Genomic DNA, 12990 nt, shown 5'->3' with positions numbered 1-12990 from the left:
ACTCCAACGAGATAAGGTTCAGCCTGTGGAAAACTCTAAACTGTTGCCACTGCCCGCAACCTGACAGCCAGATTACAACTTTGTCAGGTTGACCTGTATTAACGCTGCCCACGGTATAAAGCGTTCGTTCCACTTGCCTCGAGTTGCCCATGAAGCTGCTGATCGTCGAAGACCAACCGAAAACCGGCCATTACCTGCGCCAGGGCCTGACCGAGGCGGGCTTTACCACCGAATTGGTGGCTGACGGCATCACCGGGCAACAACGGGCCTTGAGTGGTGACTACGCGTTATTGATCCTTGATGTGATGCTACCCGGTCGTGATGGCTGGCAAATCCTGCAGGCGGTGCGTGGCGCCGGTCTCGATACGCCAGTCCTTTTTCTGACGGCGCGAGATGCCGTTGAGGACAGAGTCCACGGCCTGGAGCTGGGCGCCGACGATTACCTGGTCAAGCCCTTCGCCTTTTCCGAACTGTTGGCCCGGGTGCGCAGCCTGTTGCGCCGTGGCAGCAGCACACCGCAGGAAACCGCGCTGCAACTGGCCGACCTGCGCCTGGACCTGATCCGCCGCCGCGTCGAGCGGGACGGCCAGCGCATCGACCTCACCGCCAAAGAATTCTCCCTGCTGGAACTGCTGCTGCGCCGCCAGGGCGAAGTGCTGCCCAAGTCGCTGATCGCCTCTCAAGTGTGGGACATGAATTTCGACAGCGACACCAACATCATCGAAGTGGCGATCCGCCGNTTGCGCCTGAAAATCGACGACCAATTCCCCAACAAGCTTATTCATACCGTGCGCGGTATGGGTTATGTCCTTGAAGAGCGCCCTGCCTGATGCGTCGACTCTCGCTGAGCAGTCGTCTGGCGCTGCTATTTGCGGCTTGTACCGCCGTGGTTTCATTGTTTGCCGGGGTGCTGTTCAGTCGCGCCAGCGAGGCGCACTTCGTCGAACTCGATCAGCAGTTGCTGGACGGTAAATTGATGGATTTGCGCCGCGCGCTGCACGACGTTCAATCGAGTGACAGCGAAGTCAGACTGGCGGATGAATTGAATCGGCAGGTGGACCTGTCGCTGCGAATCACCGGCAACGATGGCCAGCGCTGGTATGACAGCTCGGCGCGCCTGCCGGAAAAGCTCCCGCAAAAACCGGGCATATCCACGCTGAACGACAACGGCACCGATTACCGTGTGCTGAACGCGCCGTTGTTTGTCGACCGGCCTGACTCACCGCAGTTGACCTTGCTTCTGGACATCACCCATCACCAGCACTTTCTGCAACGCATGCAGCACCTGATCTGGCTGACCGTCGGCTTGTCCGCCCTGGCCACCGCGCTGCTCGGTGCGTGGGCGGCACGCAGTGGTTTGCGCCCGTTGCGACGCATGAGTGCGATCGCCAGCGGCGTTTCGGCGCAATCGCTCAATGCCCGACTGCCCGAAGAGAATATGCCGTCGGAACTCAAGGAATTGGCCCACAGCTTCAACGCCATGCTCGGACGCCTGGACGACTCTTTTCAACGGCTCTCGGCCTTCTCTGCCGACATCGCCCACGAACTGCGCACGCCGCTGTCGAACCTGCTGACCCACACCCAGGTCATCCTCACCCAGCCGCGCCCACTGGAGGACTACCGCGAGGCGCTGCACAGCAACCTGGAGGAGCTGCAATGGATGGCGCAACTGGTCAACGACATGTTGTACCTGGCCAAGGCTGACCATGGGTTGCTGACGCCCAAGCGGGAGTCCCTGCAGCTGGCGGAAGAAGCGGATCTGTTGCTGGAGTTTTTTGCGCCGTTGGCGGAGGACGCTCAGGTCAGGTTGAGTCGTGAAGGCAGTGCGCGCATGGAAGGTGATCGCAGCATGTTGCGGCGAGCACTGTCCAACTTGCTGGACAATGCGTTGCGGTTCACGCCGGCCGAGGGTGAGGTTCGGGTGCGGATTGTTGAACAGGCCAAAGGGTTGAGTCTGACGGTTGAAAACAGTGGCGATGGCATTGATGGGGCGCTGCTGCAGCGATTGTTTGACCGGTTCTATCGGGCAGACCCGGCTCGCCAGGAAGGCAGCAGTGAGCATGCGGGGTTGGGGTTGGCGATTACGCAGTCGATCATTCGTGCCCATGGCGGGCAGATTCGTTGCGAATCGGAGAATGGGTGGACGCGGTTTGTGCTCGAGTTGCCTAAGGGGGATTGAGGCCAGCGGTTCCGGCCTCATCGCGGGCAAGCCCGGCTCCCAAAGGGTTTNAACTCGATCAACTGTGGGAGCCGGGCTTGCCCGCGATGTGGGTGTAAAGGCTTACGAATACCGCAACGCGTGAGCCGGCTCGATCTTCGCCGCACGCCAGGCCGGGTAGACCGTCGCCAGGAAGCTCAGGACGAACCCGGCGGAGCAGATCAGCAACACATCCCCACCCTGCAATTCCGATGGCAAGTTACTGACGAAATACACATCCGAACTGAAGATGTGCTGGCCACTCACCCGTTCCATCCATCCCACCAGTTCACTGACGTTCAACGCTGCAATCACGCCGAGCACGCCNCCGATCAAGGTGCCGACGATGCCGATCACCGTGCCCTGCACCATGAAGATCGCCATGATCTGCCGTGGCGTGGCGCCGATAGTGCGCAAAATCGCAATGTCGGCGCCCTTGTCGTTCACCACCATGATCAAGGTGGCAATGATGTTGAACGCGGCGACGGCGACGATCATCAGCAACAGCAGGCCGATCATGGTTTTTTCCATCTTCATCGCACTGAACAGACTGCCCTGGGTGTGGGTCCAGTCGTCGGCCCGGTAGGCGGTGCCGAGACCCGCAGCCACATCGCTCGACACCTTCGGCGCCGCGTACAAATCCTTGACGGCCAGACGCACGCTCTGTACCTGGTTTGGTTCCCAGTGCTGCATCTGCGCAGCATCGGCGACGTGGATCAGCGCCATCGAGCCATCCAGCTCGGCACCGACCTTGAACACGCCCACCACGTTCAGCCGCTGCATGCGCGGGGTAATGCCGCCGGGTGCGTTGCTGACTTCCGGCACGATCAGGGTGATCTTGTCGCCGACATTCAAGCGGAAACGCCGCGCGGTGATTTCGCCGATCACCACGCCGAACTCGCCCGGCTTCAATGCATCGAGACGGCCCTGAACGATGTGCTGGGCAACGATCGACACCTTGCCTTCCAGCGCCGGATCCACACCGCTGACCTGAATCGGCTGCATCGTGCCTTTATAGGAGAGCATGCCTTCCATTTCGGTGAATGGTACGGCGGCGGTGACTTCCGGATTCTTCAACGCGGCAGCGGCCACGGGCTGCCAATCATCAATCGGGTTTACGCCGACGATGGTGGCGTGGGGCACCATGCCGAGAATCCGCGTGCTCATTTCGCGCTGGAAGCCGTTCATCACCGACAACACCACGATCATCGCCAGCACGCCCAGGGCGAGGCCGATCATCGAGGTCATCGAGATAAACGAAACAAAACGGTTGCGGCGCTTGGCGCGGGTATAGCGCGTGCCGATGAAAATCGATAACGGTCTGAACATTCGCTGGGGCACCGTATAAAAATAAAAGACCCGACGTACTGTTCAGCACGCCGGGTTTCGGCCAATCAGATGGGCGTCAGGCGACCTTCCTGCAAATGCAGGACGCGATCCATCTGGCGAGCCAGGTTCATGTCGTGAGTCACCACCAGGAACGCCGTGCGCATCTGGGTGCTCAGTTCCAGCATCAAATCCTTGATGCCCTGGGCGGTGTGGGAGTCGAGGTTGCCGGTCGGCTCGTCGAGCATCACCAGGCCTGGGTTGTTCACCAGGGCGCGGGCAATCGCCACACGCTGGCGCTCACCGCCGGACAGCTCGGCCGGCTTGTGCTCCAGGCGATGGCCGAGGCCGACGCGCTCCAGCAACGCCTTGGCGCGCTGGCGGGCTTCCGGAATCGCGGTCTTGCCGATCAGCAGCGGCATGCACACGTTTTCCAGTGCAGTGAATTCCGGCAGCAAGTGGTGGAACTGGTAGACGAAACCCAGCGACCGGTTGCGCAACAGGCCGCGATTCTTCTCGCTCAGGGCCGACAGCTCTTCGCCGTCTAGCCAGACGCTGCCCTTGGTCGGCGTGTCGAGGCCGCCCAACAGGTTGAGCAAGGTACTTTTGCCCGAACCGGAACTGCCGACGATCGCCACGCGCTCGCCCGGGTGCAGTTCCAGCTGCAGGTTGGACAACACCACCACCGACTCCGGACCTTCCTCGTAGGATTTGCCCAGGTTGCGGCAGCTCAAAATCGCTTTTTCACTCATGCCCGATTCACTCATAACGTAAGGCCTGTGCTGGCTGGGTACGTGCCGCGCGCCAGGCTGGATACAGGGTGGCAAGGAAACTCAATAGCAACGCGGCGCCGCCCACCATCAACACGTCCTGGGCCTGAACCTGGGACGGCAAGTAGTCGATGAAGTACACGTCGGCGTTCAGGAATTTGTGACCGATCAACCCTTCGAGGGCCGAAATCGCGGCGCTGACGTTCAACGCGGCGAAGATCCCGACCACGGCGCCGATCAAGGTGCCGACCACGCCAATCACGGTGCCCTGCACCATGAAGATCGCCATGATCTGCCCCGGCGTGGCGCCAAGGGTACGCAGGATGGCAATGTCGCCCTTCTTGTCGTTCACCACCATCACCAGGGTGGAGATGATGTTGAACGCGGCCACGGCAACGATCAGCAGCAACAACAGGCCGATCATGGCTTTTTCCATGCGGATGGCCTGGTACAGGTTGCCGTGGGTACGGGTCCAGTCGCGGGCGTAGAAATGGTCTTCGCCCAGTTGCTGGGCGATATTCCACGCCGTGCGCGGGGCCTGGAACAGGTCATCGAACTTGAGGCGGATGCCCTGGACCTGATCCGGCTTCCAGCGATGCAGCTTCGCCAGATCCTGCAGGTTGGTGACACCCAGGTAGCCGTCGATCTCGCCGGCGCCCACGTGGAACGTGCCGACCACGGTAAAGCGCTTCATGCGCGGGAACATGCCGGCCGGGGTCACNGTGACTTCCGGCGCCACGAACGTCAGCTTGTCGCCGACCGCTGCGCCAAGCTTCGCGGCCGCCTTGTCACCGATGACAATGCCGAAGCTGCCNGGCGTGAGGTCATCGAGTTTGCCCTGCTGCATGAAGTTATCGATGATCGAGACCTGGCGTTCCAGCGCAGGGTCGATGGCATTGAGCAGGACTTTGGAGACCTTGCCGTTGTTAGTCAGCAAGCCCTGCATCTGGGTGAACGGCGCAACGGCCGTCACCTTGGGGTTCTGCTTGACCTTGTCGGCCAGGCTTGGCCAGTCACTGATGGGCTCATCGGACTCGATGGTCGCGTGGGGCACCATGCCCAGCACACGGGTGCGCATCTCATGATCGAAGCCGTTCATCACCGACAGCACCACGATCATCACGACCACGCCCAAGGCGAGCCCGATCATCGAGGTAAGGGAAATGAACGACACAAAATGATTGCGGCGCTTTGCACGGGTATAACGCGTGCCGATAAATACGAAGAGAGGTCTGAACATGTCGGGGCTTGTTCGGAGGAAAAGAAGACGTCCCGGTGGCGGGGTCAGGTAAGCAGCTTTACACTCAGACCATTACCGCTACTTTGGGTTCGCCATGTCGACATTAGATGAAGAAGAACGCCGCGAATACTACCGTATCGACGACATGATCGCACTTCAAATTNGCCCCCTGTCCGCTCCCGAAGCCGCAGGCCAGGAAGTGTTGCAGGATGCTTCCCCACTGTTCAACTTGCTCAGCGAACTGCACCTGAGCGAATTCGAAGCCCAGCACCTGCTGCGCCAGATCAGCGAGAAAGATCGCAGCCTGGCAGCCTTCCTGAAATCCCAGAACAAACGCATTGATCTGTTGAGCCAGGTGATCGCCATCACCGTGCTCGGGCAGATCGGCGAGCCGCAGCCGGTAATCATTTCCGAAGGCGGTATCGACTTTCAGTACCCGACGCCCATCGCCGTGGGCGCGCACCTGTCGGTCAAACTGGTGCTGATGCCGCAAGCCCTCGGCCTGTTGCTGCGGGCCAAGGTCACGCATTGCGATCGCAAGGCGGGTGCCTACGACGTGGGCACCGAGTTCGAATACCCGACCGACGCCCAGCGCCAATTGCTGGCCCGCTACATTTTGCAGAAGCAGGCCCAGGAACGACGTCTGGCCCGCGAAAACGAATCAGGCATTTAATTTAAGGAAGAACCGTGACCCTCATCTACGGCCATCGCGGCGCCAAGGGCGAAGCACCGGAAAACACGCTGACCAGTTTCCAGCAATGCCTCAAGCACGGCGTGCGCCGCTGCGAACTGGATTTGCACCTGTCCATGGACGGCGAGCTGATGGTCATCCACGACCCCACCCTCAAGCGCACNGCCGACCGNCGCGGCAAGGTCGTCGAGCACACGGCGGCCGAGCTGGTGACCTACGACGCACGCAAGGGCGGGCCGGGCTGGATCAAGCCTTGCCCGATCCCCACGCTGGAAGAGTTGTTCGAGAAATGCGATTTCGAGCATTGGCAGCTGGAAGTCAAAAGCGCTTCTCGCACCCGCGCCGCGACGACCGTGCTGGCGATACGCGAAATGGCGCAGCGTTTCGGTCTGCTCGACAAGGTCACGATCACGTCGAGTTCACGCGAAGTGCTGAAAGCCGCACTGGACCTGGTGCCGGACGTATCTCGTGGATTGGTGGCTGAATATGCGTGGCTCGACCCGTTGAAGGTCGCCCAGAGTTATGGCTGTGAGATTCTGGCGCTGAACTGGACCCTGTGTACGCCGGAACGCCTGCAGAAGGCGCAACGTCAGGGGCTGCATGTGTCGGTATGGACAGTCAACGAACCTGCGCTGATGCGCAGGCTCGCCGACTTCGGCGTAGATAGCCTGATTACAGACTTTCCCGGTTTGGCCACTGCCACCCTCGAGAATTACTGAAATCGGTCTCCCCGGCCGGCTCAGGCCACCGGCCGGAGCCGCTCAAAAAAGCCGGTTGAGGCCGTCGTAGGCCGCTACCCGATAGGCTTCGGCCATGGTCGGGTAGTTGAACGTGGTGTTCACAAAATACTTGAGGGTATTTTGCTCACCCGGCTGACTCATGATCGCTTGGCCGATGTGCACGATTTCCGAGGCCTGATAACCGAAGCAGTGAACGCCCAGCACTTCCAGGGTCTCGCGGTGGAACAGGATTTTCAGCATGCCCTGCGGCTCGCCGGCGATCTGCGCACGCGCCATGCTCTTGAAGAACGCCTTGCCGACTTCGTAAGGCACCTTGGCCTTGGTCAGTTCCTGCTCGTTCTTGCCGATCGAGCTGATCTCCGGAATGGTGTAGATGCCAGTCGGAACGTCGTTGACGAAGCGCCAGCTGTTGTTATCGACGATGCTGCCAGCAGCCGAACGGCCCTGGTCGTGGGCGGCACTGGCCAGGCTCGGCCAGCCGATCACGTCACCGGCGCCGTAGATGTTGGTCACGCAGGTGCGGTAGTTCTCGTCCACTTCGATCTGGCCACGGCTGTTGACCTTGACCCCGATGTTTTCCATGCCCAGCTTGTCGGTGTTGCCGGTACGGCCGTTGCACCACAGCAAGGCGTCGGCCTTGATCTTCTTGCCGGACTTGAGGTGCAGGATCACGCCGTTGTCCAGGCCTTCGACCCGCTCGTACTCTTCGTTGTGGCGCACGGTGATGTTGTTGTTGCTGAAGTGGTAGCTCAACGCCTGGGAAATTTCCGAGTCGAGGAAGCTCAGCAACTGATCACGGTTATCCACCAGCTCCACCAGCACACCCAGGCCGCTGAAGATCGAGGCGTATTCACAGCCAATCACGCCGGCGCCATAGATGATCAGTTTGCGCGGGGTGTGGCCCAGGCTCAGGATGGTGTCGCTATCGTAGATACGCGGGTGGTGGAAATCGATATCGGCCGGGCGATACGGGCGCGAACCGGTGGCGATGATGATGTGCTTGGCCACCAGCTTCTCGACCACGCCGTTGGCGCAGACCACTTCGACGGTCTGCTCGTCGGCGAAACTGCCGGTGCCGAAGAACAGGTCGACACGGTTGCGGGCGTAGTAACCGGTGCGCGACGCCACTTGTTTGGAGATGACTTTCTCGGCGCTTTTCAACACGTCCGGGAAGGAGAACCAGCGCGGCTCACCAATGGCCCGGAACATCGGGTTGGTGTTGAACTGCATGATCTGGCGCACCGAGTGACGCAAGGCCTTGGACGGGATGGTACCCAGGTGGGTGCAGTTACCGCCGACCTGGCGACGGCTATCGACCATCGCCACCTTGCGCCCAGCTTTGGCGGCGTTCATCGCCGCACCTTCTCCAGCCGGGCCGGAACCCAGTACCACCACGTCGTAGTTGTAGACAGCCATGCGTACTCCTCAGAACAGGCCGCGGCGCCCTCGGCACCTGCGGCTAAATCACGCCGATCTGTGGCGTGAAGGAACAATTTGGGGCCAATGCAGAACCCGGACACAGTCTATAGAAGCGTCAACGCCGGGCACATTAACCCTTGGTCGCGTCGTAGGCTAGTTTTGCCTGCACTACAACGCCAGTCTTCAATGCACGAACTGTCGTAATCATTCGGTTTTGCCGCCGCTGAGGCGCTCAAATGCCTGATTGGTTCGTGTGACGAAACCTGTATCGGCACGGATCACAAAAAATGCGCCGATATCGTGTTTTTCTGCGTAGTCCCAACCGCGCTCGGGGCCGAGAATCAGCAACAGCGTCGATAAGCCATCGGCCATTAACGCTGAAGGATTAATCACCGTGACCGACGCCAGGGTGTGTGAGACCGGCGCACCGGTGCGGGCATCGAAGGTGTGGGAATAGCGCCGACCGTCCTGCTCGAAATAGTTGCGGTAGTCGCCGGAAGTGGACAGTCCGTAGCCGTCGACCGCAATGATTTTTTGCGCCACTTGCTGGTCGTCACGAGGCTCTTCCAGCGCGATCTTCCAGGCTGAGCCATCGAGTTTTTTGCCAGCAGCCTTGAGCTCACCGGTGACTTCGGCCAGGTAGTTGCGGATGCCCATCGCCTCGAGTTTCTCGGCAATGGTATCGACGGCGTAACCGGCGGCGATGCTGTTGAAGTCGACTTCGACGGCGGCGTCCTTGCACAGCTGATCGCGGTCGATGCGCAGGTGTTGGTAGCCGACCCGCTGCCTGACTTCGGCGAGTGCCCGGGCCGCGGGGACTTTTTCCTCACGGGCCTGCGGGCCGAACCCCCAGAGGTTGAGCAGCGGTTCCACGGTCAGGTCGTAGGCGCCTTCGCTTTGTTCGGACAGCTGCTGAGCAAAGCGGATCAGTTTGAGGATCGGCGCGGGCATTTTCTGACAGCGATTGGCGGGGAGATCGTTGAAGCGCTCGATGTCCGAGTCACTGCGGTAGGTCGAGAATTGTCGATCCACTTCAGCGAGGATATTTTCTACTTCAGCCTGCACCGCTTTCGGCCCGGGCGTGGAGGAGTGCCTTACGTATTGAATGGAATAACGACTGCCCATGGTTGGGCCGTCGAAGCGTTCCAGACTGTCGCCGTTGCCACAACCGGACAAAACGCCGACCAGCATCACAATCCCAGCCCACCGTCCAGTTAACAAATCTTCATCTCCCCCCAAAACCGCGCCCGCCATTATGGGCTTCAGAGCGCAGGGGAGCCAGACCTGCCTCATCTACCTGCCAGACGCAAAACCTGTGGGAGCGAGCGTGCTCGCAAGTCCCTTCGCCACACAGGCTCCCACAGGAGCAGCGCTTTCAAACAAGATTCACCAGAGGGAGTATCTACAAATGTCCTCCAACACGAGCAAAGGCAAAGCGATTTTTCGCGTTGTCAGCGGCAACTTCCTAGAGATGTTCGACTTCATGGTCTATGGCTTCTATGCCACGGCCATCGCCAAAACCTTCTTNCCTGCCGACAGCGCTTTCGCCTCCCTAATGTTGTCGCTGGCCACTTTCGGCGCCGGCTTCCTGATGCGCCCGCTGGGTGCGATTTTCCTCGGCGCCTACATCGACCGTCATGGCCGCCGCAAAGGCTTGATCATCACCTTGGCGATGATGGCTGCCGGTACGGTGCTGATTGCCTGCGTACCGGGTTACGCCACCCTCGGCGTGGCCGCGCCGCTGCTCGTGTTGTTCGGCCGCCTGCTGCAGGGTTTCTCGGCAGGCGTCGAGTTGGGCGGCGTGTCGGTGTACCTGGCGGAAATCGCCACACCGGGCCGCAAGGGCTTCTTCGTCAGTTGGCAGTCCGCCAGCCAGCAAGCCGCCGTGGTGTTCGCCGGTTTGCTCGGCGTGGGCCTGAACCACTGGCTAAGCCCCGAAGAAATGGGTGACTGGGGCTGGCGCGTGCCGTTCCTGATCGGCTGCCTGATCGTGCCGGTGATTTTCGTGATTCGTCGCTCGCTGGAAGAAACGCCTGAGTTCCAGGCGCGCAAACACCGCCCTACCCTGCAGGAAATCGTCCGCTCTATCGGTCAGAACTTTGGCATCGTCATCGCCGGTATGGCCCTGGTAGTGATGACCACTGTGTCGTTCTATCTGATCACCGCCTACACCCCGACCTTCGGCAAGGCCGAATTGCACCTCTCGGATTTCGATGCGTTGCTGGTGACGGTGTGTATCGGTCTGTCGAATTTTTTCTGGCTGCCGGTCATGGGTGCCGTGTCCGACAAGATCGGTCGCAAACCCCTACTCCTGGCGGCGACTATTCTGGCGATCCTCACGGCTTACCCGGCGCTGTCCTGGCTGGTGGTCAACCCGAGCTTTAACCACCTGCTGATTGTGTTGTTGTGGTTGTCGTTCCTGTACGGCTCGTACAACGGTGCGATGGTCGTGGCGCTGACCGAGATCATGCCGGTGGAAGTTCGCACAACCGGCTTCTCCCTGGCCTACAGCTTGGCAACCGCAACGTTCGGTGGCTTCACGCCGGCGGCCTGCACCTATCTGATCCATGTGCTGGACAACAAGGCGGCACCGGGGATCTGGCTCAGTGGGGCAGCGGTGTTGGGGTTGATTGCCACACTGATCCTGTTCAAGGGCAATCGGCATGAACTGCGCACGGCGCAAGCCTCTGTGGCTGGTGGCGCCTGATCTATAGCCTTCGCGGGCAAGCCCCGCTCCTACAGGTCGTGTGCGATTTCAGAGNGAGGCTTGCCCGCGAAGAGACTTGTACATTCAACACACTTGCCACTGACAAACTGCACAAACAAAAACGCCCCGACCAAAGTCGGGGCGTTTTCATGTGCAGCTAAGGCTTAGCGCGGGAACGCAGGCGGGTTAACCCCGGCCATGTCTTCCATCACACGAACCACCTGGCAGCTGTAGCCGAACTCGTTGTCGTACCAGACGTACAGTACAACGCGGTTGTCCTGGGTGATGGTCGCCTCAGCGTCCACCACACCGGCGTGGCGCGAGCCAACGAAGTCGGTGGAGACCACTTCCTGCGAATTAACGAAGTCGATCTGCTTATGCAGGTCGGAGTGCAGCGCCATGTAGCGCAGGTACTCGTTCATCTCTTCACGGGTGGCGGCTTTCTCAAGGTTCAGGTTGAGAATGGCCATCGACACGTTTGGCGTCGGAACGCGGATCGCGTTACCGGTCAGCTTGCCGGCCAGCTCAGGCAGGGCCTTGGCAGCAGCGGTGGCAGCACCGGTCTCGGTGATAACCATGTTCAGCGCGGCGCTACGGCCACGGCGATCGCCTTTGTGGAAGTTGTCGATCAGGTTCTGGTCGTTGGTGTACGAGTGAACCGTTTCAACGTGACCGTTAACGATACCGAACTTGTCATTCACAGCCTTCAACACCGGCACGATGGCGTTGGTGGTGCAGGAAGCAGCGGACACGATCTTGTCGTCGGCGGTGATTTCACCGTGGTTGATGCCGTGAACGATGTTCTTCAGCTTGCCTTTGCCAGGCGCAGTCAGCACAACGCGATCGATACCCGGGCAAGCCAGGTGCTGGCCCAGGCCTTCGGCGTCACGCCATACGCCGGTGTTGTCCACCAGCAGGGCGTCCTTGATACCGTACTGGGTGTAATCCACCTCAGCCGGGTTCTTCGCGTAGATCACCTGGATCAGGTTACCGTTGGCGGTGATGGTGTTGTTTTCTTCGTCGATGACGATGGTGCCGTTGAACGGACCGTGTACCGAGTCGCGACGCAGCAGGCTGGCGCGCTTGGTCAGGTCGTTCTCGGCGCCTTTACGTACCACGATGGCACGCAGACGCAGGCCGTCGCCGCCACCGGTTTTTTCGATCAGGATGCGCGCCAGCAGACGGCCGATACGACCGAAACCGTACAGCACAACGTCGGTGCCTTTGCGAGCGGAAACGTTCTGCTGACCAACGACGTCAGCCAGTTCTTCGCGGACGAACTGCTCGGCAGTACGGCCATTGCCTTCGGCTTTGAACTTGACGGCAAGCTTGCCCAGGTCAACCGAAGCGGCGCCGAGCTTGAGCTCGCTCATGGCTTTAAGCAGAGGGAATGTTTCGTGGACGGAGAGTTCGCTGTCGTCGGCAGAACGATGGCGAGCAAAGCGATGCGCTTTGAGAATCGCGATGACTGACTGGTTGATCAGGCTGCGGCCATAGATCGAGCTCACCACATTGTTATTGCGGTACAGCTGACCGATAAGCGGAATCATCGCTTCAGCGAGCGCTTCACGGTCGATCCATTCACCAAGACACTGGTCGGGCTTCTGAGTCACGGGAACCTTCCACATGTAGGGGCAGAAAAAAGGGGCTACATTATGCCGCCGAGTGCCTCCCGTAGCAATGCGCGCCTGTCGTGCGATCCGTAACAAATTCAGGTTCAAAAAAATCACGCAGCGACGGAGCCCAGTAAAACCGCGGCTTTCAGCGCAGTCAATTTTTTGGAGATACCGCTGTCTTATCCGTAACCCTCCGTAACACCCGGTCGTTTTGCCACTACATAATCATCAATTTCCGGTAAAAAACCGGCGGATTTTGTCTTTACCACTACATTTCTACAAAC

Annotated in this window: 11 protein-coding genes; 5 read left to right on the top strand and 6 right to left on the bottom strand. The window is 60.0% G+C overall.

What is annotated here, in order from left to right; all coding sequences use genetic code 11:
* Positions 1–149: 149 nt before the first annotated feature.
* Complete coding sequence (locus B7L09_RS27620; protein ID WP_094471543.1) at positions 150–830, top strand: heavy metal response regulator transcription factor; 681 nt, start codon at positions 150–152, stop codon at positions 828–830.
* On the top strand, positions 830–2179 hold the full coding sequence (locus B7L09_RS27615; protein WP_094471542.1) for a heavy metal sensor histidine kinase: 1350 nt from the start codon (positions 830–832) through the stop codon (positions 2177–2179). Before B7L09_RS27620 ends, B7L09_RS27615 begins: the two co-directional genes overlap by 1 nt.
* Before the next feature lie 102 nt (positions 2180–2281).
* Here the strand turns inward: B7L09_RS27615 and B7L09_RS27610 are convergent, their stop codons facing one another.
* The 3 genes from B7L09_RS27610 to B7L09_RS27600 form a co-directional block, all read right to left on the bottom strand.
* Positions 2282–3526, bottom strand: a complete 1245-nt coding sequence (locus B7L09_RS27610; RefSeq protein WP_094471541.1) for a lipoprotein-releasing ABC transporter permease subunit — start codon at positions 3524–3526, stop codon at positions 2282–2284.
* Between the two features lie 65 nt (positions 3527–3591).
* Complete coding sequence (gene lolD / locus B7L09_RS27605) at positions 3592–4275, bottom strand: lipoprotein-releasing ABC transporter ATP-binding protein LolD (protein WP_176457784.1); 684 nt, start codon at positions 4273–4275, stop codon at positions 3592–3594.
* Positions 4276–4282: 7 nt separating this feature from the next.
* Positions 4283–5533 carry a lipoprotein-releasing ABC transporter permease subunit gene (locus B7L09_RS27600; protein WP_094471539.1) on the bottom strand — a complete coding sequence of 417 codons (1251 nt, stop codon included), beginning with the start codon at positions 5531–5533 and terminating at the stop codon, positions 4283–4285.
* A 94-nt stretch (positions 5534–5627) separates the two neighbouring features.
* Here B7L09_RS27600 and B7L09_RS27595 point away from each other — a divergent pair, with 94 nt between their 5' ends.
* Together B7L09_RS27595 and B7L09_RS27590 are read left to right on the top strand one after the other, a co-directional pair.
* Positions 5628–6206: a PilZ domain-containing protein gene (locus B7L09_RS27595; protein ID WP_094471538.1), complete on the top strand. Its 579-nt coding sequence runs from the start codon at positions 5628–5630 to the stop codon at positions 6204–6206.
* A gap of 14 nt (positions 6207–6220) precedes the next feature.
* Entirely contained in the window at positions 6221–6943 is a 723-nt protein-coding gene (locus B7L09_RS27590; RefSeq protein WP_094471537.1) for a glycerophosphodiester phosphodiesterase, read from the top strand.
* Positions 6944–6985: 42 nt separating this feature from the next.
* On the opposite strand, the gene sthA is transcribed toward B7L09_RS27590, so the two are convergent.
* A complete protein-coding gene (sthA, locus tag B7L09_RS27585) occupies positions 6986–8380 on the bottom strand; it encodes a Si-specific NAD(P)(+) transhydrogenase (RefSeq protein WP_094471536.1) in 1395 nt (464 codons plus the stop codon).
* Positions 8381–8587: 207 nt separating this feature from the next.
* Entirely contained in the window at positions 8588–9574 is a 987-nt protein-coding gene (locus B7L09_RS27580; RefSeq protein WP_094471535.1) for an FAD:protein FMN transferase, read from the bottom strand.
* A gap of 217 nt (positions 9575–9791) precedes the next feature.
* On the opposite strand from B7L09_RS27580, the gene B7L09_RS27575 reads away from it, so the two are divergent.
* Positions 9792–11090, top strand: coding sequence for an MFS transporter (locus tag B7L09_RS27575; RefSeq protein WP_094471534.1), 1299 nt, complete (start codon positions 9792–9794; stop codon positions 11088–11090).
* Between the two features lie 164 nt (positions 11091–11254).
* Here the strand turns inward: B7L09_RS27575 and B7L09_RS27570 are convergent, their stop codons facing one another.
* Positions 11255–12718 carry a glyceraldehyde-3-phosphate dehydrogenase gene (locus B7L09_RS27570; RefSeq protein ID WP_094471533.1) on the bottom strand — a complete coding sequence of 488 codons (1464 nt, stop codon included), beginning with the start codon at positions 12716–12718 and terminating at the stop codon, positions 11255–11257.
* Between the last annotated feature and the right edge of the window lie 272 nt (positions 12719–12990).

It is taken from the genome of Pseudomonas mandelii (genome assembly GCF_002251635.1).
Classification (GTDB): Bacteria; Pseudomonadota; Gammaproteobacteria; order Pseudomonadales; family Pseudomonadaceae; genus Aquipseudomonas; species Aquipseudomonas mandelii_B.
Note: the sequence above shows the minus strand (reverse complement) of the source record. Positions and strands in the feature narration are given on the sequence as shown.